23 protein-coding genes are annotated in these 25571 nt (G+C 66.6%); 15 read left to right on the top strand and 8 right to left on the bottom strand.

Translation table 11 applies throughout. The features are described from left to right. Positions 1-51 precede the first annotated feature (51 nt). The 3 genes from HD842_RS13030 to HD842_RS13020 all read left to right on the top strand — a co-directional run bounded on the left by HD842_RS13030 (position 52) and on the right by HD842_RS13020 (position 4153). Complete coding sequence (locus HD842_RS13030) at positions 52-1290, top strand: nucleoside recognition domain-containing protein (RefSeq protein ID WP_183555050.1); 1239 nt, start codon at positions 52-54, stop codon at positions 1288-1290. A 10-nt stretch (positions 1291-1300) separates the two neighbouring features. Next, positions 1301-2776, top strand: coding sequence for a D-alanyl-D-alanine carboxypeptidase/D-alanyl-D-alanine endopeptidase (dacB, locus tag HD842_RS13025; RefSeq protein ID WP_183555048.1), 1476 nt, complete (start codon positions 1301-1303; stop codon positions 2774-2776). Positions 2777-3013: 237 nt separating this feature from the next. Then, a complete protein-coding gene (locus HD842_RS13020; RefSeq protein WP_183555046.1) occupies positions 3014-4153 on the top strand; it encodes a GGDEF domain-containing protein in 1140 nt (379 codons plus the stop codon). A gap of 3 nt (positions 4154-4156) precedes the next feature. On the opposite strand, the gene HD842_RS13015 is transcribed toward HD842_RS13020, so the two are convergent. From HD842_RS13015 to HD842_RS12980, 8 genes are all read right to left on the bottom strand, one after another. Beyond that, positions 4157-4768, bottom strand: coding sequence for a M15 family metallopeptidase (locus HD842_RS13015; RefSeq protein WP_183555044.1), 612 nt, complete (start codon positions 4766-4768; stop codon positions 4157-4159). A gap of 14 nt (positions 4769-4782) precedes the next feature. Then, positions 4783-5682 carry a LysR family transcriptional regulator gene (locus tag HD842_RS13010; RefSeq protein WP_183555042.1) on the bottom strand — a complete coding sequence of 300 codons (900 nt, stop codon included), beginning with the start codon at positions 5680-5682 and terminating at the stop codon, positions 4783-4785. Between the two features lie 23 nt (positions 5683-5705). Then, positions 5706-6707 (bottom strand): N-acetylmuramoyl-L-alanine amidase, encoded by a 1002-nt coding sequence (locus tag HD842_RS13005; RefSeq protein WP_183555040.1) that lies wholly within the window; start codon positions 6705-6707, stop codon positions 5706-5708. Then, positions 6704-7672 carry an N-acetylglucosamine kinase gene (locus HD842_RS13000; RefSeq protein WP_229424744.1) on the bottom strand — a complete coding sequence of 323 codons (969 nt, stop codon included), beginning with the start codon at positions 7670-7672 and terminating at the stop codon, positions 6704-6706. Before HD842_RS13000 ends, HD842_RS13005 begins: the two co-directional genes overlap by 4 nt. A gap of 36 nt (positions 7673-7708) precedes the next feature. Further along, the gene (locus HD842_RS12995) at positions 7709-9298 is read right to left on the bottom strand and encodes a glycoside hydrolase family 10 protein (RefSeq protein ID WP_229424743.1); all 1590 of its coding nucleotides are present in this window, start codon (positions 9296-9298) and stop codon (positions 7709-7711) included. A 90-nt stretch (positions 9299-9388) separates the two neighbouring features. Continuing rightward, entirely contained in the window at positions 9389-10654 is a 1266-nt protein-coding gene (locus HD842_RS12990; protein ID WP_183555038.1) for an AmpG family muropeptide MFS transporter, read from the bottom strand. 48 nt (positions 10655-10702) lie between these two features. Then, on the bottom strand, positions 10703-11602 hold the full coding sequence (gene murQ, locus HD842_RS12985; RefSeq protein ID WP_267875177.1) for an N-acetylmuramic acid 6-phosphate etherase: 900 nt from the start codon (positions 11600-11602) through the stop codon (positions 10703-10705). 82 nt (positions 11603-11684) lie between these two features. Continuing rightward, entirely contained in the window at positions 11685-12425 is a 741-nt protein-coding gene (locus HD842_RS12980) for a GntR family transcriptional regulator (RefSeq protein ID WP_183555034.1), read from the bottom strand. 158 nt (positions 12426-12583) lie between these two features. On the opposite strand from HD842_RS12980, the gene HD842_RS12975 reads away from it, so the two are divergent. The 12 genes from HD842_RS12975 (at position 12584) to HD842_RS12920 (ending at position 25532) form a co-directional block, all read left to right on the top strand. Next, positions 12584-13921, top strand: a complete 1338-nt coding sequence (locus tag HD842_RS12975; protein ID WP_183555032.1) for a serine hydrolase domain-containing protein — start codon at positions 12584-12586, stop codon at positions 13919-13921. Positions 13922-14036: 115 nt separating this feature from the next. Then, positions 14037-15272: a D-amino acid dehydrogenase gene (locus tag HD842_RS12970; RefSeq protein WP_183555030.1), complete on the top strand. Its 1236-nt coding sequence runs from the start codon at positions 14037-14039 to the stop codon at positions 15270-15272. Positions 15273-15336: 64 nt separating this feature from the next. Beyond that, complete coding sequence (locus tag HD842_RS12965; protein ID WP_183555028.1) at positions 15337-15609, top strand: type II toxin-antitoxin system Phd/YefM family antitoxin; 273 nt, start codon at positions 15337-15339, stop codon at positions 15607-15609. Between the two features lie 6 nt (positions 15610-15615). Then, positions 15616-15939: a type II toxin-antitoxin system RelE/ParE family toxin gene (locus HD842_RS12960; RefSeq protein WP_183555026.1), complete on the top strand. Its 324-nt coding sequence runs from the start codon at positions 15616-15618 to the stop codon at positions 15937-15939. 73 nt (positions 15940-16012) lie between these two features. After that, positions 16013-16471, top strand: coding sequence for a YchJ family protein (locus tag HD842_RS12955; protein ID WP_183555024.1), 459 nt, complete (start codon positions 16013-16015; stop codon positions 16469-16471). A gap of 45 nt (positions 16472-16516) precedes the next feature. After that, positions 16517-18124, top strand: a complete 1608-nt coding sequence (locus HD842_RS12950; RefSeq protein WP_183555022.1) for a carboxyl transferase domain-containing protein — start codon at positions 16517-16519, stop codon at positions 18122-18124. Between the two features lie 10 nt (positions 18125-18134). After that, entirely contained in the window at positions 18135-18920 is a 786-nt protein-coding gene (locus HD842_RS12945) for an enoyl-CoA hydratase/isomerase family protein (protein WP_183555020.1), read from the top strand. A 15-nt stretch (positions 18921-18935) separates the two neighbouring features. Next, entirely contained in the window at positions 18936-20279 is a 1344-nt protein-coding gene (bioA, locus tag HD842_RS12940; protein ID WP_183555018.1) for an adenosylmethionine--8-amino-7-oxononanoate transaminase, read from the top strand. A gap of 4 nt (positions 20280-20283) precedes the next feature. Further along, positions 20284-21471: an 8-amino-7-oxononanoate synthase gene (gene bioF / locus HD842_RS12935; protein WP_183555016.1), complete on the top strand. Its 1188-nt coding sequence runs from the start codon at positions 20284-20286 to the stop codon at positions 21469-21471. After that, positions 21468-22295, top strand: a complete 828-nt coding sequence (bioD, locus tag HD842_RS12930; RefSeq protein ID WP_183555014.1) for a dethiobiotin synthase — start codon at positions 21468-21470, stop codon at positions 22293-22295. Before bioF ends, bioD begins: the two co-directional genes overlap by 4 nt. Positions 22296-22321: 26 nt before the next feature. Continuing rightward, the gene (bioB, locus tag HD842_RS12925; protein ID WP_183555312.1) at positions 22322-23347 is read left to right on the top strand and encodes a biotin synthase BioB; all 1026 of its coding nucleotides are present in this window, start codon (positions 22322-22324) and stop codon (positions 23345-23347) included. A gap of 187 nt (positions 23348-23534) precedes the next feature. Next, positions 23535-25532: an acetyl/propionyl/methylcrotonyl-CoA carboxylase subunit alpha gene (locus HD842_RS12920; protein WP_183555012.1), complete on the top strand. Its 1998-nt coding sequence runs from the start codon at positions 23535-23537 to the stop codon at positions 25530-25532. The last annotated feature ends 39 nt before the right edge of the window (positions 25533-25571 follow it).

The following is a 25571-nucleotide window of genomic DNA, read 5'->3' as shown; positions in this document are numbered from 1 at the left end:
CAACGCTTCGATCAGCACCGATCAGCACCCCTCAGCATTTACTGGTTATCGATGGCACTCAATTACATCTGGACAGGCTTCTTCCTCGTCGGCTTCCTCGCAGCAATGGCGCAGTGGCTTTTCTTAGGCGACACCGAAATCTTCAAGCGCATCATCGACGGCACCTTCGACTCGGCCAAGATGGCCGTGATGGACATCGCCCTGCCGCTGGCTGGCGTCATGACGTTCTGGCTCGGGATCATGAATGTCGGCGAGAAGGCCGGCGCCATCAACCTGTTCGCGCGCGTGATCGGCCCGTTCTTTTCGCGCATCTTCCCCGGCGTGCCACGTAACCACCCGGCCAACGGCCACATGGTGATGAACTTCTCGGCCAATATGCTGGGCCTCGATAACGCGGCCACGCCGTTTGGCCTGAAGGCCATGGAAAGCCTGCAGTCGCTCAATCCGAACAAGGACGAAGCAACCGATGCGCAGCTGATGTTTTTGGTGATCCAGACCTCGGGCCTGACGATCATTCCGCTGGCCGTGATGGCCCAGCGCGCGGTGCTGGGCGCCGCCAACCCGGCCGACATCTTCATCCCGACGCTGATCGCGACCTACACCGCCACCATCTTCAGCATCATCATGGTGGGCCTGCGCCAGCGCATCAACCTGTTCGACCCGGTGATCTTCGCCTGGATCGGCGGCACTGCAGCGCTGATCGCGTCGATGGTCCTGTCCTTCACCTACTTCCTCGACAAGACGCAGATCCAGCTGGTGTCGTCGGTCGCGGCCAACCTGGTGCTGTTCGGCGTCATCGCCGCGTTCATGACCGGGGCGCTGCTCAAGAAGGTCAATGTGTTCGAGGCCTTCATCGAAGGCGCCAAGGGCGGCGTCGAAACGTCGATCAAGATCATCCCCTACCTGGTCGGGATGATCGTGGCGATCAGCGTGGTGCGCAACTCGGGCATCCTCGGCATGGTCACGGGCGGCTTCGCGTGGGTGTTTGCCGCGCTGGGTCTGCAGACCGATTTCGTCGGCGCGCTGCCGACCGCGCTCATGAAGTCACTCTCGGGCAGCGGCGCGCGCGCCATGATGATCGATGCGATCAAGACCTATGGCGTCGACTCGTTCGTCGGCCGCCTGGCCAGCATCATGCAGGGCGCGTCGGACACCACGTTCTACATCATCGCGCTGTATTTCGGCTCGGTCGGCATCCGCAAGACGCGCTATGCCGTCAGCTATGGCCTGCTGGCCGACCTGGTCGGCATCATCGCCGCGATCTTCGTGGCCTATCTCTTCTTCGGTTAAGGATTCACGCATGTTCAAACGCGCCACCCTCGTCCTGTCGCTGCTGTGCGCCACGTCGCTCGCCCAGGCCCAGCTACCGGCGCCGGTGGCGCAGCTGATGCAGCAAGGCGGCATCGCAGCCAGCGAAGTGGGCCTGCTGGTGCTGCGCGGCGACGCGGCCGTGCTGTCGCATCAGGCGGCGCTGCCGATGCAGCCGGCGTCGACGATCAAGCTGGTGACGACGCTGATCGGCCTCGAACGGCTTGGCCCCACGTTCCGTGGCCGCACCGAACTGCGCACCGTCGGCGACATCAAGGACGGCGTGCTGCGCGGCAGCCTGTACGTCAAGGGCGGCGCCGATGCCGATTTGGCCGGCGAGCATCTCGAGGCCATGCTGCGCGCGCTGCGCTACCAGGGCATCGAGCGCATCGAGGGCGACCTGGTGCTCGATCGCAGCCTGTTCCAGCCGGCGCGCCCGGATGTCGGCCTGCCGCCGTTCGACGAGTCGCCCGATGCGTATTACAACGTGATCCCCGACGCCCTCCTCCTCAACAAGAACATGCTGCAGCTGGACATGCGCGCGACCGGCGCCACGCTGCAACTGCGCATGTACCCGGAACTCGAACGCGTGTCGGTCACCTCGGCAATGACGCTGGTCGAGCGCGATTGCGCGAAGTGGGAAGACGGCTGGCAGCTGCCCGAGACGCGGCGCGCGCCCGATGGCCGCATCGAGGTGGTCTTGCGCGGCACCTTCCCGAAGAACTGCAACCGCAGCTACAGCGTCAATGTGCTCGACCGCGACGATTACGTGGGCCGCTTCGTGCGCCGCGCCTGGACCGATCTGGGTGGCACGCTCAGTGGCCGCACGATCACCGGCGCCACGCCACTCGATGCGCGCGTGCTGGCCGCGCACGCCGCGCGCGCCTTGCCGGAACTGGTCCGCGACATCAACAAGACATCCGACAACACGCTGGCGCGCCTGCTGTTTTTGAGCCTGGGCAGCCTGCAGGGCGATCCGGTCGACGGCAGCCTGGCGCTGCCGTCTGGCGAGGTCACCACCTTCGCACGCGCCGATGCCGCGGTGCGCGACTGGCTGCGCGCGCAGCGCATCGACGACACCGGGTTCGTGATCGACAATGGCTCGGGCCTGTCGCGCATCGAGCGCATCAGCGCGCAGCAGATGGGCAGCCTGCTGCAGGCGGGCTTGCGGAGCCCATGGGCGCCCGAATTCCAGGCCAGCCTGCCGATCGGCGCGGTCGATGGCACCATGCGACGGCGCCTGGCCGGCACGCCCGCCGCCGGGCGCGCGCGCCTGAAAACGGGCACGCTGCGCAACGTCACCGCAGTGGCCGGCTACGTACCGGATGCAAATGGCAATCTGTGCGTGGTGGTGGCGATGGTCAACAGCGAACGGGCCGGGGACGGGCGCGGGCGCGCGGTGCTCGATGCACTGGTCGACTGGGTGGCGCGGTCGGGAACGACATCCGCAGTAGCGGCACAGCGTTGATATCAACTGTCACGGGATTGAACCGGGTTATCTTGCAAAATTAACAAAGTAATTAATGAACTGATACATTTTGTTAGTTTCAAGTAAGAAAACCTTGTCACAATAGTCACTCGCCCGACACCGCTACCGGTGATCGGTCCGGCCGGCGCCGATGCCGGATCATCCCGTCCTGTCCGACCATCACCGCATGCTGGATCGTGTGTCGCAGGCATTGTCACCTGCCGCACTGTTCATCGCATGCACATCCATTACCTGACCGGCGAATTCGCGCGCAGCGCCAGCGAAACTGCGTTCCTTTCCAGCCAGATCGACCGTACACGCGCCATGCTCGGCTTCACGCTGGTGTTCTGCGTCGCATTCTTCCTGTCGTTTTTTGTGACGGATATCGCGGTACTGGGCCTGGATGCGGCCGTGCGCGACACGCTGCCGGCACGGCTACTGGTCGCGGCCGTCGCCGGCACCTGGGCCTGGCTGGCCTACCGCCGCCCCCTGTCGATCCGGGCCATGCGGCTGGCGGCATCGCTGTCCGAGGGCATCGCACTGTGCTGCTTCATGGTGGTGGCGCTGGCGCGGCCGCATGAAGTGCACTGGCATGCAATGTCGATGCTGATCATGCTGGTGGTGATCTACCTGTATATCCCGAACCGCCTGGTGTATTCGACGGCGCTCGGCACCGGCGCCTCGCTGGTGTTTCTGGCGCTGGTCGCGTTCGTGCTGCCGCCACGGCCCGTGTCCGACCTGGTCACGATGGGCATGCTGCTGGTGCTGATCAACACGTTCGGCATCCTGGCGGCGCGCCGCTACAACTGGGTGGCGCGTGAGCAGTTCCGGCTGCAGGTGACACTCAAGCAGCTGGCCCAGCGCGACCAGCTCACCTGCTGCTACAACCGCCACTACCTGCACGATCATCTGCTGGAGCATGAGCTGCAAAGCGCGCGCCAGCGCCAGCATCCGGTGTCGGTCATCCTGTGCGACATCGATCACTTCAAGCGCATCAACGACACCTTCGGCCACCACGAGGGCGATGCCGTGATCCGTACCTTTGCCGGCCTGCTGCACAAGATGGTGCGCAGCGGCGTCGATGCCGTGGTGCGTTACGGCGGCGAAGAATTTTTGCTGGTCTTGCCCGGCATCGACCTGGCGCAAGGGACCAGCCTGGCCGAGAGCCTGCGCGCGGCATTCGCGGCCAATCGGGTCGCGCCGGATGCCGACGGCCCCGGGTTGCAGACCACCGCCAGCTTCGGCCTGGCCACGTACGATTTCGCCCGCGACGACGGGCGCGTCACGCTGCCCGACCTGATCCTGGCCGCCGACAAGCTGCTGTACGCAGCCAAGCACAATGGCCGCAACCGGGTCGAAGCGATCGCGATGAACTGACGGCTACAGCACGCGCTGGAACGTGCCCCGCACCAGATCGCGGTCGCCGCAGTCGAAGTGCCACCATTCGGTTTTGATGGCCAAAAAGCCCGCTGCCAGCATCGCCTCGCGCAGCAGGCGCCGGTTGGCTACCTGTGCTTCGTTGAGGCGCCCGGCCAGCACAAACCCTTCTTCAAGCGCCGGATGCGACAGCTCGGTCATGTCGTCGAAACCGGTGCCCATGTCCAGTTCATCGCCAGCCGCGTCCACCAGCGTGAGGTCCAGCGCCATGCCGTACGAATGGATCGAGCCGCGCGCCGGATCGGCCAGATACAGGCGCAGGTCGGTGCCCGCCAGCGCATCCCACAACTGCTGCTGGACGCGCTGCGGCCGCAATGCATCGAGCACCAGCACCGTCAGGTCGGGCCGGTGCGCCGCCAGCCAGGCCACCACGCGCTCGAGCGCTGCGGCTGCCTGCACATGCAGCCAGGCGCAATCGAACGGCGAATACAGATCGCGTCCGACGAAGTTGTTGGCGGTGGCGTAGCGCAGGTCGACCCGGATGCCGGCGATGCTGTCCAGGTGCCGGAATGCCGGGCTGGCGGCAATGTCTTCGCTGGCGATGAACGCGTGCATGGTGCGAAAGAATCCTAGGCTGGTTCGAGACAGGCGCGCGCGGTCGCGCCAATGCAGTTGGCCAGCTCGCGCGCGCCGTGCGACAGCGGCGCGTGGCTGGCCGTGAGCAGGTACAGGTGCACGGGAATCGACGGCGACCACTGGCGGCACTGCACCTGGTTCGCGGCCGCCGAGGCGGCCGTGAACGGATCGACCACCGCCGTGCCAGCGCCGGCTTCGACCAGCGAGCGGGCGATCTGGTACGTTTGCACCACGGTGCGAAACACCGGTTGCACGCCCTGCGCTTCGCAGGCCGCCATCACCATCTCGCCCAGTGGATCGCGATCGGCCATGCCGATCAGTTCACCCGTCAAACCGTCGGCTGCGATCGGGGTGCGGCATTCGGCGTCGCTCCAGGTGCCACGCGGCGCCATCACCGTCAACAGGCCATGCGCGATCGGCTCGGCCACGATGCCGGGGTGGCGCGGGTCCTGCAGCGACAGGCCCACATCGGCTTCGCCCAGGCGCAGTGCATTGACGATTTCGCTCGTGTGGTGCGTGGCCAGCTCGCAACGTGTTTCAGGAAACGCGCGGCGCCAGGCGGTCATCCCGGCCGGCAGCACGCTCACTGCGATGGTCGGCGTGGACACCAGGCGCACGGTTTCCACCGCGCGCCCCTTCAGGCTCGCGGCCAGGCGGCGGATGCCCTGCAGGTCGCGGTGGAGCTTTTCCGTTTCGATGAACAGGCGGTGCGCTTCCGGCTTGGGATACAGCTTGCCGCGCACGCGCTCGAACAGCGGCATGCCCAGTTGCAGCTCGGCGTGCTGCAGCACCTTGGTCACGGCCGGCTGCGAGATATGCAGCACCTGGGCGGCGCCGCTGATGGTGCCGACCTGCATGATGGCGTGGAATACTTCGATATGGCGCAGACGCATCGCTTATCCCCTAAGTGCCGCCATCATGGCGTGGTGATGACTGGCGTGGCCGGGGCCGGGGCGGTTTCCGGCGTCGGTTCGACCGGCAGCACCGGCGTCGGTTCGGGCAAGGTCGGCGTCGGCGTCGGCGTCGGGGTCGACATTGGCATCGGCGCTGGTGCTGGCGCTGGCATCGCGGTCGGTGCAACGGGCGCCACGGGCGCCAGTGCGGCCGGCACCACCGGTGGCGGCGTGTTCGCCGGCGTCGTCAGCACTTCGAGCAGCGCGGCCGTCTCGGCATCGGCAACGCCCGAGATATCGCGCGGACGGTACTTCATCTGGAACGCCGCCAGCGTGGTGCGGGTCGCTTCATCGTACGCGCCGCTCTGCACCAGGCCGAAGCCGTGCGTGGCCAGCTTGCGCTGGAACCAGGCGACGTCCGGCAGCAGGGCCTCGAAGGCCGGGCGCACGGCGGCGACGCGGTTCGCGTCCGGCCACAGTATCAGGCCTTCCTGCGCCAGGCGCTGCCACGGGAACTGCGGCCCCGGATCCTGCTTTCGGAGCGGCGCGATATCGCTGTGACCGAGGACGTTCTCGGGCGCGATGCCGTGGCGCGCGACGATGTCCTTCACCAGCGGCAACAGTGCATCCATCTGCGCCTGCGGGAACGGCGCATAGACGCGGCCTTGCGGCGTGTCCTTCCAGCCGGCGTTGACGATCTCGATGCCGATCGAGCTGTTGTTCAGTTGCGTGAAGTTCTTCCAGCTCGAATTGCCCGCATGCCAGGCGGCGCGGTTCTCGTCGACCAGGCGGTAGATCTTCGGCTGCGCTTCATCGGTCAGCAGGTAGTGCGAGCTGACCTGCTGCTGCGTCAGGATCTTGATCGAGGCGGGCGTGTTGGCCACCGTGTAGTGCAGCACCAGAAAGCGCGCGCGGCTCGACTGGCCGACTGCGTCGTAGGTAGTGTCGTACTTCGGCGTGGTCGGGGCGGTCGTGGTACAACCGGCCAGCACGGCCAGGGCGAGAGCGGCAAAGATCGATTTCATGGGGATTCCTCGTTGATGTTCTTGTGGGTTGCGCGCGCCGGTGGCGTGGAGGCCGGTTGCAATGCGAGCCGCGCGGCGCCGTGGTGGGCGCGCAGGCCGGTCTGCGTGAGCTCCAGCCCGGCCGGCAGCGCGGCGCGCATGGTCTCGATGATCAAGGGATGCAGTTCGCTCGCGCGGCCGGCCAGCACCACCGGGCGCGGGCCGAAACGGCGCGTGAGCGCCAGCGCCAGGCGCGCCAGTTCGAGGCCCGCTTCGCTCAGGATCGTAGCGGCGGCAGGATCGCGCTGTGCGCTGGCGGCAACGGCCAGCGCCAGCTTGCCGATTGCGCCGCGCTCGCCGTGATAGATGAATTGGCGCGACACATTCCAGTCGGCGCCGCCGATATGCTCGAACACGGCCTGCGCCAGCGGCGAATCGCGCCAGCAGCCGGGCTGCTCGTCTTCGTTGCGCCAGATGTGGCGCAGCGCTTCGCGCGCGATCCAGAAGCCCCCGCCGCCATCGTCGAGCAGCACGCCGCGCCCGCCGGCGCGGTGGAACACGTGGTCAGCGTCGATGAAGGCGCCGATCGAGCCGGTACCCGCGTACACGAGGTAGCCGGCGCCGGGCGCGAAATTGGCGCGGTACGCCAGTTCGATATCGTTCGACAGCGTGACGGCGCTGGGCGCGACGCCCAGCAACTGGGCCAGCCACGATTGCAGCAGTTCGTCGTCGCCGCCGAACCCCGTCAGGCCGGCCTGGATGCGCAGCGGACTGGCATGCGCGAGCACTGCCGCCGCCAGTTCTTCGAGGCTGGCGCGCACGGCTGCGCGCCCGTCGGACGTGGCCATCTGCAGCGCCGACAGGCCTGCGACCACACCGTCGGCCAGGATGGCGCCGCCGGGGGCCGCCAGCGCCCAGCGCGTCTCGGTACCGCCAGCGTCGATCCCCAGGCCAAACCCGCTCATCGTGTCCCGATCAGATGACATCACACAATCCGCCCATAAAACCTGATGCTACCTGCATTACGCTTTGCCCCATACCCGCACGCGTGCGCCCTCGTTGCCCAGGCGGTCGACGGCGCTGACCACCACGATCTCGGCCGCGCCCAGCGTCGCGTCATCCGGCACCGACCAGGCCACGCGCACGGCCGGCACCACGGCGAAACGCCATTGGCCGCCATGGCGCGACCAGACCGCGTACAACGCATTGGCCTTGCCCGCCTTGAGCGTCAGGTCGACCGAGCGCGCGCGGCGCGAGGCCCCCACCAGCGGCGTACCGGGCCGCTCGTTGCCCAGCCACGTCGTGGCCGGCACCAGCGCCTGGCCAGCGTAGCGGGTCGTGCGCAGCTGGTCGGCGATCCCTTTGCGGTTCTGCATCAGGGCCACCATGCTGAAGTGGACGTGGCCGGTGGCCAGCGGCCGCGTACGGGTCACGTCGACCTGGGCCAGCACCTCCTGCGGCTCGTAGCCCTTGGTCGCTGCGCCGATGCGGCTGGTGAACAGGCCTGGCCAGATGTGGCGGCGCTGCGGATTTTGTCTGATCCAGTAATCGAGCAGCACGTCGTAAGCCTGGCCCGGCGGCTTGATCGGCCAGTACAGCTGCGGCACAAAGTAATCGACCCAGCCTTTCTCGAGCCACAGCTCGGCGTCGGCATACAGCTTGTCGTACTGCGAGAAGCCGTTGATGCCGGGCGGGCGGCGGTCCGGACGGCCCAGGCCGAACGGGCTGATGCCGAAACGCACCCAGCTCTTTTCGGCGTGGATGCCCTTGTACATGGCTTCGATCAGGCGGTTGACGTTGTCGCGGCGCCAGTTGGCGCGATCGAGCTGGCCGCCACCGGCCAGGTAGCGGTGCCAGGCCGGATCGTCCGGGAAGTCCAGTTCGCGCGTGCCGGGGCGCCCGTCCAGGGCCGCGGCGTTGCCGGCCACCTGCGGCGCGGCGTCGATCGGGTACGGATAAAAATAATCGTCGATGTGCACGCCGTCGATGTCGTAGCGGCGCACGACGTCGAGGATCACGTCGAGCGTCTGCTTGACGGCGGCCGGCTCGCCCGGGTCCATCCACATGAATTTGCCGTAGCGTTTGACGACGGCCGGATTGGTGTTGGTGATGTGGTTCGGCGCCGACTGGCCGCGCGAAGCGTCCATCCGCGCGCGGTAGGGATTGAACCAGGCGTGCAACTCGATGCCGCGCGCATGCGCTTCGGTGATCCAGTACGCGAGCGGATCGTAGAACGGCTGCGGCGCCTTGCCCTGGATGCCGCTCAGGTATTCGGTCCACGGCTCGAGGTTCGACGGATAGATGGTGTCGGCGGCCGGGCGCACCTGCAGCACGATCGCGTTCAGGTTCATGGCCTGGGCGCGGTCGAGGATGGCGAGCACTTCCTGCTGCTGCTTGGCGGCGCTCAGGTTCGGTCGGCTGGGCCAGTCGATATTGGCGACGGTGGACACCCAGGCGGCGCGAAACTCGCGCGGCGCGGCCGGCGGCTCATTGCCACCGATGAAAGTTGCGGCGCCCGGTTTGGTGGGCTTGGTGCCGCAGGCCGCCAGGCCCAGGGCGACGGCGCTGGCCATGCCGAGCGTGAAAGTGCGTTTGTTCAGGTTGGGAAGCAAAAAAAGAACTCCTTGATGTTGCTGTACCGGAGGTTGACGCTCCGCGCCGGCGCCACGTCGGGCGCGGCAGCGCGGGCGTCAGCCGTCCGCTTATTTTTTTCCGAATTCCGGATCGATCTTGACGAGCGCCGCCACGATGAAGGCGGGAATGGTCGCAAGACAGGTCCAGATGAAGAAGTGCTGGTAGCCGAGGTATTCCTGCAGGTCGCCGCTCCACATGCCGGGCACCATCATCCCGAGTGCCATCAGGCCGGTGCAGATCGCGTAATGCGCGGTCTTGTTCGGGCCATCGGCCACCATGATCATGTACATCATCATCGCGGTAAAGCCGAAACCGTAGCCGAACTGCTCGAGCGCGAGGAAGGCCGAGACAATCATCAGATCGGTCGGCTGGGTTTGCGACAGGTAGACGAAGACCAGGTCGGGCATGTGGATTGCGAACACCATGACCCACAGGCAGCGCTTGAGGCCCACGCGCGAAATCAGCCAGCCGCCGGCCAGACCACCGAGCGTCAGCGCGATGATGCCGACCGTGCCATAGGCGATGCCGTATTCAGAGGTGGTCAATCCCAGGCCGCCGGCGCTGATGGGGTCCTTCAAAAATGGCGCGACGAGTTTCAGGAGCTGCGCTTCACCGAGGCGGAACGTGAGGATGAACGCAACGATCATCCAGATGTCGCGCTTCTTGAAAAACGCGACGAAGGTGCCGACGAAGTCGCGCAGCGGGTTGTCGCTCTTGGCGACGGCGTGGTCGTCGGGCGGCACGGGCAGCGCCCACTGGTGCCACGCAAAGGCAGCGAAGAACAGGCCGGCCAGCACGTAGAACACGATCGACCAGGCCTGGCGCACATCGCCCAGGCTCACGGCCAGGTAACCGGCCAGCACCACGAGCGGGCCCTGTCCGAACAGCGTGGCCAGGCGGTAGAAGGTGCTGCGCACGCCGACGAACGCCGCCTGCTGCTTCTGGCGCAGACCGAGCATGTAGAAGCCGTCCGCCGAGATGTCGTGGGTGGCCGAGCTGAACGCCATGATCCACAGGACGGCCAGGCTGACGACGAAGAAGGTGGGCAGGTGCAGCACGGTGCCCACCGCAATGAGCGAAGCGCCAACGGCCAATTGCAGCAGCACGGTCCAGCGGCGCTTGGTGCCGAACATGTCGACGATCGGGGACCACAGCGGCTTGATCACCCAAGGCAGGTACAGCAGACTCGTATAGAAGGCGATGTCGGAGTTCGAAATCCCCATGTCCTTGTACATGATGACCGACAGGCTCATCACGACGACATACGGAATCGCCTGGGCAAAGTACAGGGACGGCACCCACAGCCACGGGCTGTTCGCTTGCGGTTTTTGCATGACTCTTTCGTGCGCCGTGCAGGCCGGTGCTGCTGAAAGGGCGCGTGCTTACGCGAGCGCCTGGCGCACGCTGCCGTGCGCCGCTTCCAGCAGCGCTTGCGCCTGCTCGACACTGGTTTGTTTGGACAAGGCCACGATCGCGGTCTTGACGTGGAAGCCGCATTGTTCCAGCACCGCCTGCGCGGCCGCCTCGTCGGCGCCGGTGGCAAAGCTCGTCAGGCGGATCGCACGTCGTACCAGTTTGGCATTGGTGGCCTTCAAGTCTACCATCAGGTTGCCGTAAACCTTGTTCAAACGCACCATCAGGGCACTGGAAAAGGTGTTCAGCGCGATCTTTTGCGAGGTGCCCGCTTTCAGGCGCGTGCTGCCCGAAATGACTTCGGCGCCCGTGTCGAGCGTGATCCCGATCTCGGCCTGCGTGGCCACCGGTGCATCCGGATTGTTGGCAAAGCCTACCGTCAGCGCGCCCGCAGCGCGCGCAGCGCGGAGCGCCCCCAGCACGTACGGCGTGGCGCCCGACGCCGCCAGCGCCAGCACGACGTCATTCGGGCCCACGTTCACCCCCGCGATATCCGCCGCGCCCTGCTCCAGGTCGTCTTCGGCGCCTTCGACTGCAGCGAACATCGCGCCGTGGCCGCCGGCCAGCAGCGCCAGCGCGCGTTCGGCGGGCCAGGAAAAGGTGGGATACAGCTCGACGCTGTCGAGCACGCCGAGGCGACCCGAGGTGCCGGCGCCGACATAGACCAGGCGCCCCCCCGCTTCCATGCGCGGCACTGCGGCAGACACGGCGGCGGCGATGCGCGGCCCGGCCTTGCGTACGGCGTCCACCGCATGGAACTGGTCATCGACGAGGGCATTGACCAGTTCCGTCGTCGGATACTGGTCGAGCGCGGTGTGCGCCAGGGAGGGGGTTTCGGTATTGAGCATCGCTGTCTCGCACCTGCACAGTTTGGTTAAAACCAGTGTAATACCACTTTGACAAGCGCTTCCATGAAAGGATCAGGCGCCGTCATGCCGCCAGGTTATGCATTCAGGCTTGCCGGCGCAACTCGGCCACGAAATCGTAATGGTCGCTGCGGCAGTAAGAATGGGTCAATTCAACCGGCTGGCCCGATTCGAGATACCCCACGCGGGTAATGAACAGCACCGCGCGGCCTTCGGGTACTTCGAGCCGCGTGGCCAGTTCGAGGTCGGCGTTCATCGCGCGGATGTGCTGCAGCGCGCGCACCGGCAGGTGACCGGACTTGGACAGGTGCGCATACAGCGACGCGGCCACCAGCTCGGGGCGCGGCAGCACGGCGGCCGGAATCACGCTTACCTCGTAGGCCATGACGATGTCGTCGGCAAAGCGCAGGCGCTCGAGGCGCGCCACGCGCGCACCGGGCGACAGGCCGAGCGAGAGCTGCTCGTCGGCGTCGGCCAGCATCGTGTCGCGCCGCAGCCATTGCGAGCGCGGGGTATAGCCGCGCTGCTGCAGTTGCTCGGAAAAGCTCGACAGCGTCGACAGCGGCTGCTCGATGCGCGGCGCGATGTAGTTGCCCGAGCCGCGCCGGCGCACCACCAGGCCTTGGTCGACCAGCTGGTCGATCGCCTTGCGCGCCGTGACGCGCGAGACGTCGAGCTGCTCGGACAGCATGCGCTCGGACGGCAGCGCCTGGTCAGCCTGATAACGGCCATCGCGCACGTCCTGCGCCAGCTTGCGCGCAAGCTGCTTATAGAGCGGCGAATTGTCGTCGTGGTCGACCTGGAATCCGGGGCTGGGGCTGTTCATGGCGTCGTGGCGAAGGGGGCTGGCATACCATCGAAGCATACCACTTGCGACCAATGCAAAACGGTTATGCCCTGCGCACGGGTATTCATTGGTCAAGGGTTTCGCGCAGTCCGTATGCTGGACCGATAGTCACAATCACGCAACGCCAAGGGACGAACATGAATCACGGCAGGCGCACCCTGCTCGGCATGGCCATGCTGGGGACGATGGGACCATTATTTGCAGCGATGCCAACAGGCGGTGGCGCGGGCGATGCGGGGGGCGCACCCCAGCGCCAGCTCGACGCCGAACTGGCGGCCATCGCCGACGATCCGGCCTGCCCGCTGGCCAGCCTGTCGGTGCTGGCGCTGCGCGCCGGGCAGCCGGTGTACGAAGGCGCATTCGGGCGGCGCACGATCGGTAACGGCGTGTTCCCCGACCGCCCGGCCACGCCGGCGACGCTGTACCGGATCGCGTCGATCTCGAAACTCGTTACCACGCTCGGGCTGATGCGGCTGCTGGAAGCCGGCCGCGTGGACCTGGACGCCGACGTCTCGGGCTACCTCGGCTTCACGCTGCGTAATCCCCATTTCCCGGCCCAGGCCATCACGCTGCGCCACCTGCTCGTGCACACGTCGTCGCTGCGGGATGATGCCGGCTACTTCTGGCCGGCCACGACGGCGCTGAAGGCCGTCGTCACGCCGGCGGCGCAGCCGATGTGGTCAAGCCTGACCGGGCCGGGCGCCTATTACACCTACTGCAACCTGGGGTTCGGCATCATCGGCACGATCATGGAGCGCGTCACCGGCGAACGGTTCGACCTGCTGATGACGCGCCTGGTGCTGCAGCCGCTCGGGCTGCAGGCCGGCTACAACCCGGCCGGATTGCCAAAGGCCGCGCAGGACCAGATCGCGACCATCTACCGCAAGCGCGTCGTCGATAGCGAGGTCTGGGCGCCGAACGGGCCGTGGATTGCCCAGGTCGACGACGTCGGCGCGCGGCCACCGGTGCCGCCCCCTGGCCTGGACGGCTACGTCCCGGGCACCAACGCGACGCCCTTCAGCCCGACCGGCGGCTTGCGCATCGCCGCGCGCGACCTGGGCGTCATCATGCGCATGCTGATGGCGGGCGGCGTGCATGGCGGGCAGCGCCTGCTGCAGAGCGCGACGCTCGAGCGCATGTTCAAGCGCCACTGGTCGTACGACGGCGTGGGCGGCAATGGCAATCCGCTGGGCAGCATCCTCAGTCCGCGCGGATTCGGCAACGCGCACTATCCGGACCGCCCCAGCCTGCGCCTGGCGCCGGGCTTCGATGCGGTGGGCCACCTGGGCGACGCCTATGGTCTGCGCTCCGTGTTCGCCATGGACCGCGCACGCGGCCACGGCGTGATCGTGCTGGCCGGCGGCACGGGAACCGACCCGGCCGCCACACCGGGCCGCGAGACGGCACTGGCGCGCTATGAAGAGCGCATCGTGGCCGCCTTGCACCGCCGCGCGATCCTCGGCCTGGCCGATTGACCGGCATGCGGGCGCGTACATATATCGCGGTTATGAGCGCGCGCGCTAGATTCATTGGCAGTGCGTGCCTGCTGCCCCTAAGCTCCCTGTCCCCACCCGAAAAAAAGAGTCTGGCATGCAGCACATAATCGTCATTGGCGGCGGCGTCGTCGGCCTGGCCTCCGCCTGGTGGCTGCTCGAGGCGGGCCACGAGGTCACGCTGCTCGAGCGCGCGCCGGACGTGGGCAGTGGCGCCAGCTACGGCAATGGCGGGCAGCTCAGCTACCGGTACGTGGCGCCGCTGGCCGACGCCGGCATCCCGCTCAAGGCCTTCAAATGGCTGTTCCAGACCGACGGCCCGCTGCGCTTCCGGCCCGAGGCAGACCTGCGCCAGTACCGCTGGCTGGCCAGCTTCCTGGCCCACTGCCGCGCCGACGTCAACCGCCGCACCACGGCCAAGCTGCTCGAGCTGGGCGAGCTATCGCGCCGGGCGATGGCTTCGCTCTCCCTGGTCGTGCCGCCAGAGCGCTTTGGCTGGCGCGACGCCGGCAAGCTGGTGGTGTTTCGCACGCGCGCCGCGTTCGATGTCGCCGCGTCCAAACCCGGCGCGGGCCAGATCTGGTCGCCCGAAGAATGCACGGCGCACGAACCCGCGCTGGGCGCGGCCCAGCACCTGCTGGCCGGCGGCATCTACAACCCGGGCGAAGCCGTGGCCGACTGCCACGCCTTCTGCGTGGCGCTGGCCGAACGGCTGGGCGAGCATCCGCGCTTTCGCGGGGTCGTCAACAGCACCGCGCTGGGGCTGCGTGCAGAGCGGGGCCGCATCACCGGCATCGACACCGTCGGTGGCCTGGTCACGGCCGACGCGTATGTGCTGGCCGCCGGCATCCAGAGCCGCACGCTGGCCGACACGGTCGGCATCTACCTGCCGCTGTATCCGCTCAAGGGCTACAGCCTGAGCGCGCCGATCCGCCAGGACGACATCGCGCCCGAGATCAGCGTGACCGACTTCGAGCGCAAGGTGCTGTATGCGCGCATCGGCGACCGGCTGCGCGTGGCGGCGATGGTCGACATGGTGGGCGAGGATGTCTCGCTCGATGCCAAACGCGTCGCGGGCCTGACGCGCCTGGTGCGCGAGACGATGCCGCGCGCGGCGGATTATTCGCAAGTGTCGGCCTGGGCGGGCCTGCGGCCAGCGACGCCGGGCAGCGCGCCGATCATCGGGGCCACGCGCTATGACAATCTGTGGCTCAACGTCGGGCACGGGCCACTGGGCTTCACCTTTGCCTGCGGCAGCGCGGCCGTGCTGGCGGATCTGGTGCAGGGGAAGGCGCCGCCGTTCGCGCTCGATGGCTTGACGCTGCGCGGCTAGCACTATATTTAGTACCTAATTTAGATTTGCAGTGCTATGATCAAGATCGACCAGTGGAGGCTCCATGAACTTTTCCAATATCCAACCCATCAGTTATTTGAAAACGAATACCAGCGATGTGGTCAAGTTGGTTCAGGAAACCCATGATCCCGTGGCCATTACTGTCAATGGCCGGGTGCAGGCGATCGTCCAGGATCCGGTGAGCTATCAGAAGACGCAGGATCAATTGACGATGCTACGGCTGCTTGCCCATGGCAGGAAGCAAATTGAAGACGGCAAGGTCACCGGTCATGATGATTTTTTTGCGCAGCTGGATGCACAAGACAACGCGCCCTGACAAATCATGAAGATCATCTGGACCGAATCTGCCCAGGACGACCTGCTCACGATCCGCCAATACCTGAAGCAGTCCGAATCACCGGACTACGCCAGAAAGGTGACGCAGCAAATCCGCGATGAAGTGGCATCCCTGATGCAATGGCCCAATAAAGGGACGCTCGTAGGCGAGCTGGAAGAGCTCAACCTCCCCCGATACCGTCAGCTTCTGGCCGGTCAACACCGCATCATTGTTGAGTGTGGCGATCGTGAATGCTTTTATATTTACATCGTTTGCCATACGAGCCGCGATCTGGCAGCACTCTTACGTCGACGAATCCTGTCGAGTTAACCGGCTGGTCTTGCGAGGCCTTCGCGAAGCACTCATCTGACCATCGTTGGGGAAATCGCGGATAATTGCCGCCATGCCTCCCCGCCCCACCTCCCCCTGCCCCTGCGGCGGCCCCTCGTTCGACAGCTGCTGCGGCCCGTTCCTGGCCGGCGCGGCCTTGCCGCCCACGGCCGAACAGCTGATGCGCTCGCGCTATACCGCCTTCACGCTGGGCAACGAGGCCTACCTGCGCGCCACCTGGCACCCGAGCACACGGCCGCAAGAGCCGATCATCGACAACGAGCCCGTCCGCTGGCTAGGTCTGGAGATAAAAACTGCTTTACGTTTACGTCAACGTAAAGCAGAATTGCCGGACGTTCCAGGCGACCACGACCACCCGCGCGACGAAGACCACGTCGAATTCGTCGCCCGCTTCAAGGTGGGCGGGCGCGCGCACCGTCTCCACGAGCGCAGCCGTTTCGTGCGCGAAGCCGGCCCCGATGGCGCGCCACGCTGGTTTTACCTGGACGGCAGTTTCCCCGACAAGAAGTAAAGCGCTGCCAGACACCCAGGGCGGCGACAGACCAGAGGACGGCACATGCCCCAGATCGAAAGCAAACTGAACCCGCGCAGCGAGGATTTCAAGGCCAATGCCACCGCCATGCAGGCCGTGGTGGACGACTTGCGCGCGCGCGTGGCGCAACTGGCGCAGGGCGGCGGCGCCGAAGCCAGTGCGCGTCACCTCGCGCGCGGCAAGCTGCTGCCGCGCGAGCGTGTCGAACATCTGCTCGATCCGGGTACGCCCTTCCTCGAATTCTCGCAACTGGCCGCGTACGAGATGTATGACGGCGCCGCGCCCAGCGCCGGCATCATCACCGGCATCGGCAGGGTAAGCGGCCACGAATGCGTGATCGTCTGCAATGACGCCACCGTCAAGGGCGGCACCTATTACCCGATGACGGTCAAGAAGCACCTGCGCGCGCAGGAGATCGCCGAGCAGAACAACCTGCCCTGCATCTATCTGGTCGACTCGGGCGGCGCCAACCTGCCGAACCAGGACGACGTGTTCCCCGACCGCGACCACTTCGGCCGCATCTTCTATAACCAGGCGAACCTGTCGGCCAAAAGTGTCCCGCAGATCGCCGTCGTGATGGGCTCATGCACCGCGGGCGGCGCGTACGTGCCGGCGATGAGCGACGAGTCGATCATCGTCAAGGACCAGGGCACGATTTTCCTGGGTGGCCCGCCGCTCGTGAAAGCGGCAACCGGTGAAGTTGTCAGCGCCGAAGACCTGGGCGGCGGCGACGTGCACACGCGCCTGTCGGGCGTGGCCGACCACCTTGCGCAGAACGATCCGCATGCGCTGTCGCTGGCGCGCACGATCGTGTCGAACCTGAACCGCGTCAAGCCGCAGCAGGGCGAACGGCGCGCGAGCGTCGAGCCGCACTATCCGGCGTCGGAACTGTACGGCGTCATCCCGGTCGATACGCGCAAACCATTCGACGTGCGCGAAGTGATCGCGCGCGTGGTCGACGGCAGCGTGTTCGACGAATTCAAGGCGCGCTACGGCACGACGCTGGTGTGCGGCTTCGCCCATATTCACGGCATGAAGGTCGGCATCATTGCCAACAACGGCATCCTGTTTTCGGAGTCGGCACTGAAGGGCGCGCACTTCATCGAGCTGTGCTGCCAGCGCAAGATTCCGCTCGTGTTCTTGCAGAACATCACCGGCTTCATGGTCGGGCGCAAATACGAAAACGAGGGCATCGCGCGCAATGGCGCCAAGATGGTCACGGCCGTGGCCACCGCTGCCGTGCCAAAGTTCACCGTCATCATCGGCGGCTCGTTCGGCGCCGGCAACTACGGCATGTGCGGCCGCGCGTTCTCGCCGCGCTTCCTGTGGATGTGGCCCAATGCGCGTATCTCGGTGATGGGCGGCGACCAGGCTGCGTCGGTGCTGGCCACCGTCAAGCGCGACGGCATCGAAGGCCGCGGCGGCCAGTGGTCGCCCGAAGAAGAAGCCGCGTTCAAGCAGCCGATCCGCGACCAGTACGAGCACCAGGGCCACCCGTATTACGCGTCGGCGCGGCTGTGGGACGACGGCGTGATCGATCCGGCCGACACCCGCACCGTGCTGGGCCTGGGCTTGTCCGCCGCCATGAACCAGCCGATCGGCGACACGACGTTCGGCGTGTTCCGCATGTAAGGGGATGACGATGACCTATGACACCCTGCTTGTGACCGTTGCCGACAAGGTCGCCACCGTCACGCTGAACCGCCCCGACCTGCGCAATGCCTTCAACGAAGGGGCGATTGCCGAACTGGCGCGCGTGTTCGATGAACTCGGCCGCAACGACGCCGTGCGCGCGATCGTGCTGGCCGCCAATGGCCCGTCGTTCTGCGCCGGTGCAGACCTGAACTGGATGAAGAAGATGGCCGGCTACTCGCATGACGAGAACGAGGCCGATGCCATGCGCCTGGCCGAGATGCTGCGCACGATCTACCTGTGCCCCAAGCCGGTGGTCGCGCGCGTCCAGGGCGATTGCTACGCCGGCGGCATGGGCCTGGTGGCGGCCTGCGACATCGTCGTGGCGAGCGAGGCGGCCGGTTTTTGCCTGTCCGAAGTGAAGCTCGGGCTGATTCCGGCTACCATCTCGCCTTACGTGATCAAGGCGATGGGCGAACAGGCAGCGCGCCGCTACTTCTTGACGGCCGAGCGCTTCGACGCGGCCGAGGCGCAGCGCATCGGTGTCGCGCACGCGGTCGTGGCGCCGGAAGCGCTCGACGCCACTGTCGCCGGGATCGTCAAGGCGCTGGTGAACAACAGCCCGCACGCCGTCCGGCAGGCCAAGACGCTGGTGCGCGAGATCGTTGGCCAGCCGGTCGACGATGCGCTGCTGCGTGACACGGCCGGGCGCATCGCCGCGATCCGCGCATCGACCGAAGGCCGCGAAGGCGTGGCCTCGTTCCTTGAAAAGCGCAAGCCGACATGGATTAACTAGTATTGGAATTTTATCGTGAAGCAGCAAACCACCTCCTCCGACTGGATCGCGCGCAGCCTGCGCAGCGTCTGGCATCCCTGCACCCAGATGCAGCATCACGAAGAGGTGCCGCTGATCGCGGTCAGCCACGGCAAGGGGCCGTGGCTGTACGACTATGACGGCAAGCGCTACCTGGACGGCATCAGCTCGTGGTGGGTCAACCTGTTTGGCCACGCCAACCCGCGCATCAATGCCGCGCTGAAGGACCAGCTGGACAAGCTCGAACACGCGATGCTGGCCGGCTTCACGCACGCGCCCGTGGTCGAGCTGGCCGAACGCCTGACGGCGCTCACCGGCCACGCGCTGGGCCACGCCACGTTCGCCTCCGACGGCGCATCGGCCGTGGAAATCGCGATGAAGATGAGCTTCCACGCGTGGCGCAATGCCGACCAGTCGTCCAAACAGGAATTCGTCTGCCTGCAGGGCAGCTACCACGGCGAGACGATCGGCGCGCTGTCGGTCACCGACGTGCCGCTGTTCAAGGACGCCTACGGCCCGCTGCTGCGCGCTTCGCACGTGGTAAGCGCCCCCGATGCCCGCAGCGCGTTCGAGGGCGAGACGGCGCAGGACGTCGCGCGGCGCGCGATCCTTGAAGTCAAAGCGCTGTTCGAAGAACGCGCTGACAAGATCGCCGCCATCATCGTCGAGCCACTGGTGCAGTGCGCCACCGGTATGGCGATGTACGACCCGCTGTATCTCAAGCTGTTGCGCGACCTGTGCGACCAGCACCGCGTGCACCTGATCGCCGACGAAATCGCAGTCGGCTGCGGGCGCACCGGCACCTTCTTCGCCTGCGAGCAGGCCGGCATCTGGCCGGATTTCCTGTGCCTGTCGAAAGGCATCAGCGGCGGCTACCTGCCGCTCTCGCTCGTGCTCACGCGCGACGATATCTACCAGGCCTTCTACAGCACCGACATCACGCGCGGCTTCCTGCACTCGCACTCGTACACCGGCAATCCGCTGGCCTGCCGCGCGGCGCTGGCCACGCTCGACATCTTCGAAGAAGACGACATGTTGAACCGCAACCGCGAGCTGGCCACCAGGATGACGGTGGCGCTGGCGCCGCTGGCCGACCATCCGCGCACGCGCCACTTCCGCCAGCGCGGCATGATCTTCGCGTTCGACGCCATCGAACCGGATACCGATCTTGCCTCCACCTTCGCGCGCCGCTTCTTTTCGACGGCGGCCGAGAACGAACTGCTGCTGCGCCCCATCGGTCGCACGGTGTACCTGATGCCGCCGTACGTGCTGGACGAAGAAGAAGTCGCGGGCCTGGCGGCGCGCACGATCAAGACGTTCGAATCCGTTATCGCGGGATGATGTGATGGATCTGATCGCCACCATCGACCGCCAGTTGGGCACGCTGGCCGCGCGCAGCCTCACGCGGCGCCGCCGCATCACCGATGGCGCCTGCGCGCCGCGCCAGCTGGTCGACGGCCGTGACCTGCTGGCCTTTTGCAGCAACGATTACCTGGGCCTGGCCGCTCACCCGCAAGTCATCGAGGCACTGCGCGAAGGCGCGCAGCTGTATGGCGCCGGCAGCGGCGCCTCGCACCTGGTGTCGGGCCACAGCCGCGCACATCACCTGCTCGAAGAAACGCTGGCCGAGTGGATGGCGCCGCACCTCGAGCAGGCGCGCGCGCTGACGCTGTGCACCGGCTATATGGCCAACCTGGCGATCCTAAGCGCCCTCGGTGTCGATGCCGATGCGATGATCTTTTCCGAGGCGCTGAACCATGCGTCGCTGATCGACGGTGCCCGGCTCGCGAAAGCGGGCGTCACGGTCTACCCGCATGGCGACGTCGAAACGCTGACGCAACGCCTGGCCGCCAGCAGCGCCAGCACCAAGATCGTCGTCACCGACAGCGTGTTCAGCATGGATGGCGACCTGGCGCCGCTGCCGGCGCTGCTGGCCGCATGCGAGCGCCACGGCGCCTGGCTGGTGGTCGACGATGCCCACGGCTTCGGCGTGCTGGGGCAGAACGGGCGCGGCGCACTGGAACATTTCGGCCTGCGCTCGCGAAACCTGATCTACATGGGCACGCTGGGCAAGGCCGCCGGCGTCGGCGGCGCGTTCGTGGCCGCGCACGCCAGCGTGATCGAATTGCTCATCCAGCGCGCGCGCCCGTATATCTATACGACGGCCTGCCCGCCGGCGCTTGCACACGCCTTGCTCGCCAGCCTTGCTATCATGGGTGGTGACGAGGGCGCCGAACGGCGTGCACACCTGGCACGACTGGTCGAGCAGCTGCGCGGTTCGCTGAGGCTGGAGCGCTGGGAACTGGCGGCGTCGACCACCCCGATCCAGCCCGTCATCATCGGCAGCAACGACGCTGCACTGCACGCCGCCAGCCGCCTGCATGAGCAGGGCTTGTGGGTGCCGGCGATCCGCCCGCCAACCGTGGCGCCCGGTACCGCGCGCCTGCGCGTGACCTTGTCCGCCGCCCATGCCACGGATGACGTGGCGCGGCTGGCGCAGGCGCTCAACGAACTGGAAAAGGCCGCACCATGAACAATCTGAATGAAACCGATGCACCGGTCATCGTGCAACCCGTACTTGACCCCGAGGTCGACCTGACCGAGCTCGATGAACCCGTGTTGGAGCCCGAACTCGAACTGCGCGCCGACGATCTGCCAATGCGCTTTGCGTGCTTCGTCACCGGCACCGATACCGAGATCGGCAAGACGCTGATCTCGGCCGCCATCCTGCACAAGCTCGTGGCCACAGGCCAGCGCGCCTGCGGCATGAAGCCAGTGGCGGCCGGCACTGAAGTACGTGACGGCGCGCTGCACAATGACGATGCCGACCAGCTGATCGCCGCCGGCAACGTGCACCTGCCAGTCTCGCTGACCACGCCCTACCTGCTGCGCGAACCGGCCGCACCGCACATCGCCGCCGCGCTCGAGGGCGTGACAATCGAGCTGGTGCCGATCCTGGCCGCCTTTGCCGAGGTCCAGGCCGCGTCCGACGCCGTCGTGGTCGAAGGCGTGGGGGGCTTTCGCGTGCCCTTCAACGACGACTTCGACAGCGCCGACCTGGCCGCACAACTGAACCTGCCCGTGATCCTCGTCGTCGGCATGCGCCTGGGCTGCATCAGCCATGCGCTGCTGACGGTCGAGGCGATCGTGGCGCGCGGCCTGGTGCTGGCCGGCTGGGTCGCCAACACGGTCGACACGGACATGCGCTTTGCGCAAGAGAACATCGAGGCGCTGACCCAGCGTATCCCGGCGCCGCTGCTGGGCCGCGTGCCGCGCCTGAACGAACCGACGGCTGCTGCGGCAGCCGAATTTATCGACCTCGCCGGACTGCCAGGCTGGCCGTCCACGCGGGTCTAGTTTTTGAAGGAACCGAAATGACCAATATGAACACTGTCGCCCTGCACCGCCCAACGGCAGCCATCAAGCCGCCCGAGAATGCAACCTGGCCGCTGGCCGACGTGCTCGCGCTGTTCGACCTGCCGTTCACCGAACTGATGCACCGCGCGTCGACCGCGCACCGCCTGAATTTCCCGGACGGCGACGTCGAACTGGCGACGCTGTTGTCGATCAAGACCGGCGGCTGCGAAGAAGACTGCGGCTACTGCCCGCAGGCGGCGCGCTACGACACGGGCGTGGAAGCCAAGAAGCTGCTCGACATCGACACGGTGCTCGACGCGGCGCGCGCGGCCAAGGCCAGCGGCGCGACGCGCTTCTGCATGGGCGCAGCGTGGCGCAGCCCGAAAGAGCGCGACATGGACAAGGTCGAGACGATGGTGCGTGAAGTCAAGGCACTGGGCATGGAAACCTGCGCCACGCTGGGCATGCTCGAAGCCGGCCAGGCCGAGCAGCTCAAGCGCGCTGGCCTGGACTACTACAACCACAATATCGACACCGCGCCGGACTTCTACAACAACGTCATTTCGACCCGCGAATACCAGGACCGCCTGGACACGCTGGGCCGCGTGCGCGAAGCGGGCCTGAAGGTCTGCTGCGGCGGCATCGTCGGCATGGGCGAGACGCGCGAACAGCGCGCCGGCCTGATCGCGCAACTGGCGAACCTGAACCCGTATCCCGAATCGGTGCCGGTCAACCATCTGGTGCAGGTGGCGGGCACGCCGCTGCACGGCATGGACAAGCTCGACCCGATCGAATTCGTGCGCACCATTGCGGTCGCGCGCATCACGATGCCGCAAGCGCGCGTGCGCCTGTCGGCGGGCCGCCGCGAAATGGGCGAAGCCGTGCAGGCGATGTGCTTCATGGCTGGCGCCAACTCGATCTTCTACGGCGACAAGCTGCTGACCACCGAGAACCCGGAAGCCGACGATGACCGCGTGCTGCTGGAAAAACTGGGCCTCAAAACCCGCGCAGCGACGCTGGAGTCGGCGCCGAAGGAAGCCTGCAGCTGCTGAATACCCCGTCGTTCCCGCGGAGGCGGGAACCTAAGTTTGCATGCGTATCAGCTACGTTTAACGTGCGTGGCCAAGCAAATGACTTGGGTTCCCGCCTTCGCGGGAACGACGTGGCAGCGCGAATGATCCGGCTGGAGAGACACAGCCAAAGTACCACCCGAACAACCATAAGCGAAAGATAACGCGCATGTTCACCAAACTCCTCATCGCCAATCGTGGCGAGATCGCCTGCCGTGTGGCCGCTACTGCGCGCCGCATGGGTATTCGCACCGTCGCCGTGTATTCCGAGGCCGACGCCGGCGCCAAGCACGTCGCGGTCTGCGATGAGGCCATCCTGATCGGCCCCGCCGCCGCGCGCGACAGTTATCTGCGCGGCCAGAAAATTATCGAAGTCGCCAAGGCCACCGGCGCGCAGGCGATCCACCCCGGCTACGGCTTCCTGTCCGAAAACGCGGAGTTTGCCGATGCTGTGCACGCCGCCGGCCTCGTGTTCGTCGGCCCGCCCGCAGCATCGATGCGCGCGATGGGTTCGAAGTCCGCCGCCAAGCAGCTGATGGAAAGCGCCAACGTGCCACTGGTGCCGGGCTACCACGGCGACGAGCAGGATCCCGCGTTTCTGCGCGAGCAAGCCGACCGCATCGGCTACCCGGTGCTGCTCAAGGCCAGCGCCGGCGGCGGCGGCAAGGGCATGCGTGTGGTCGAGCGTTCCAAAGATTTCGAAGGCGCGCTGGCCTCGTGCAAGCGCGAAGCGATTTCCAGTTTCGGCGACGACAAGGTGCTGGTCGAGAAGTACCTGATCCGCCCGCGCCACATCGAGATCCAGGTGTTTGCCGACAGCCTGGGCAACTGCGTCTACCTGCACGAGCGCGATTGCTCGGTGCAGCGCCGGCACCAGAAGGTGCTGGAAGAAGCGCCCGCCCCCGGCATGCCGCCGGAGCGGCGCGCCGCGATGGGCGAAGCCGCCGTGAACGCTGCGCGCGCCGTCGGCTATGTCGGCGCCGGCACCGTCGAATTCATCGCCAACCAGGACGGCTCGTTCTACTTCATGGAGATGAACACGCGCCTGCAGGTCGAGCATCCGGTGACCGAAATGATCACCGGGACCGACCTGGTGGAATGGCAGTTGCGGGTCGCCTTTGGCGAAGCGCTGCCGAAACAGCAGCATGAACTGGGCATCCACGGCCACGCGATCGAAGCGCGCGTGTATGCCGAAAATCCCGAGAAGGGTTTCCTGCCGTCGATCGGCACCTTGCGCCATATGGACGTGCCGCGTGCGGTCGCGTTCGAACTGGGCAGCGACGGCGCCAATCCGGCCGCCGTGCGTGTCGATTCCGGCGTGCGCGAAGGCGATGCGATTTCGCCGTTCTATGATCCGATGATCGCCAAGCTGATCGTCTGGGGCGCCGACCGCACCCAGGCGCTGGCACGCATGTCGCAGGCACTGAGCGAATTCCGCATCGTCGGTCTGGCCACCAATATCGCCTTTTTGAAACGCCTGGTTGAGGGCGAGGCGTTTGCCACGGCCGACCTGGACACGGGCCTGATCGAGCGCCATGGCGCGACGCTGTTCCCGCCTGCCGCACCGGCGCCGCTGGGCGCACTGGCCCTGGCCGTGTTCGCGCTGCGCGAGAACGCCGCCAACGACCCTGATCCGTGGAGCCAGGCCAGCGGCTGGCGCATGAACGGCGACTACCGCCGCGTGCTGTCGTGGTCCGACGAATTCGGCGCCTACCGCGTCGGCCTGACCTACCGCCGCGACGGGCTCGAAATCGACCTCGATGGCCAGACGCAGCGTGTGGAACGCGTCGGTGGTGCTGGCGACGACCTGGCGCTGCGCCTCGGCGAGACGGCCGTCCAGGGCGTCGTGCGCCGCGACGGCGACGTGTTCCACGTATTTACCGGCGGTGGGCATTTCACGCTGACGTACAATGATCCGATGGCCCACGCCGGCGAAGTCGAAACACTCGGCGGCCGCCTGACGGCGCCAATGCCGGGCAAGGTGGTCGCGGTGCTCGTCCAGGCCGGCGCCACCGTGGTGAAGGGCGAACCGCTCGTCATCATGGAAGCGATGAAGATGGAGCACACGATTGCCGCGCCGGGCGACGGCGTGGTCGAGGACGTGCTGTACGAGGTCGGCGACCAGGTTGCCGACGGCGCACCGCTGCTGGCCTTCAAGGCGGCGTAAGCAACACCCATAAAAACCACCCTACACGATGAGGGGGAG

The sequence above is a fragment of the Massilia aurea genome (genome assembly GCF_014200505.1).
GTDB classification, from domain to species: domain Bacteria; phylum Pseudomonadota; class Gammaproteobacteria; order Burkholderiales; family Burkholderiaceae_D; genus Telluria; species Telluria aurea_B.
This window is presented reverse-complemented; position numbering and strand designations above follow the sequence as displayed.

Coding starts and splice junctions, on each gene's coding strand:
- HD842_RS13005 (WP_183555040.1), bottom strand. CDS start 6,707: ATGAAATCGATCTTTGCCGCTCTCGCCCTGGCCGTGCTGGCCGGTTGT.
- HD842_RS13010 (WP_183555042.1), bottom strand. CDS start 5,682: ATGCGTCTGCGCCATATCGAAGTATTCCACGCCATCATGCAGGTCGGC.
- HD842_RS12990 (WP_183555038.1), bottom strand. CDS start 10,654: ATGCAAAAACCGCAAGCGAACAGCCCGTGGCTGTGGGTGCCGTCCCTG.
- HD842_RS13000 (WP_229424744.1), bottom strand. CDS start 7,672: ATGTCATCTGATCGGGACACGATGAGCGGGTTTGGCCTGGGGATCGAC.
- HD842_RS12945 (WP_183555020.1), top strand. CDS start 18,135: ATGACCTATGACACCCTGCTTGTGACCGTTGCCGACAAGGTCGCCACC.
- HD842_RS12965 (WP_183555028.1), top strand. CDS start 15,337: ATGAACTTTTCCAATATCCAACCCATCAGTTATTTGAAAACGAATACC.
- HD842_RS12920 (WP_183555012.1), top strand. CDS start 23,535: ATGTTCACCAAACTCCTCATCGCCAATCGTGGCGAGATCGCCTGCCGT.
- HD842_RS13020 (WP_183555046.1), top strand. CDS start 3,014: ATGCACATCCATTACCTGACCGGCGAATTCGCGCGCAGCGCCAGCGAA.
- HD842_RS12950 (WP_183555022.1), top strand. CDS start 16,517: ATGCCCCAGATCGAAAGCAAACTGAACCCGCGCAGCGAGGATTTCAAG.
- HD842_RS12960 (WP_183555026.1), top strand. CDS start 15,616: ATGAAGATCATCTGGACCGAATCTGCCCAGGACGACCTGCTCACGATC.
- HD842_RS13015 (WP_183555044.1), bottom strand. CDS start 4,768: ATGCACGCGTTCATCGCCAGCGAAGACATTGCCGCCAGCCCGGCATTC.
- HD842_RS12955 (WP_183555024.1), top strand. CDS start 16,013: ATGCCTCCCCGCCCCACCTCCCCCTGCCCCTGCGGCGGCCCCTCGTTC.
- bioD (WP_183555014.1), top strand. CDS start 21,468: ATGAACAATCTGAATGAAACCGATGCACCGGTCATCGTGCAACCCGTA.
- HD842_RS13030 (WP_183555050.1), top strand. CDS start 52: ATGGCACTCAATTACATCTGGACAGGCTTCTTCCTCGTCGGCTTCCTC.
- bioF (WP_183555016.1), top strand. CDS start 20,284: ATGGATCTGATCGCCACCATCGACCGCCAGTTGGGCACGCTGGCCGCG.
- HD842_RS12980 (WP_183555034.1), bottom strand. CDS start 12,425: ATGAACAGCCCCAGCCCCGGATTCCAGGTCGACCACGACGACAATTCG.
- HD842_RS12975 (WP_183555032.1), top strand. CDS start 12,584: ATGAATCACGGCAGGCGCACCCTGCTCGGCATGGCCATGCTGGGGACG.
- HD842_RS12970 (WP_183555030.1), top strand. CDS start 14,037: ATGCAGCACATAATCGTCATTGGCGGCGGCGTCGTCGGCCTGGCCTCC.
- dacB (WP_183555048.1), top strand. CDS start 1,301: ATGTTCAAACGCGCCACCCTCGTCCTGTCGCTGCTGTGCGCCACGTCG.
- bioB (WP_183555312.1), top strand. CDS start 22,322: ATGAACACTGTCGCCCTGCACCGCCCAACGGCAGCCATCAAGCCGCCC.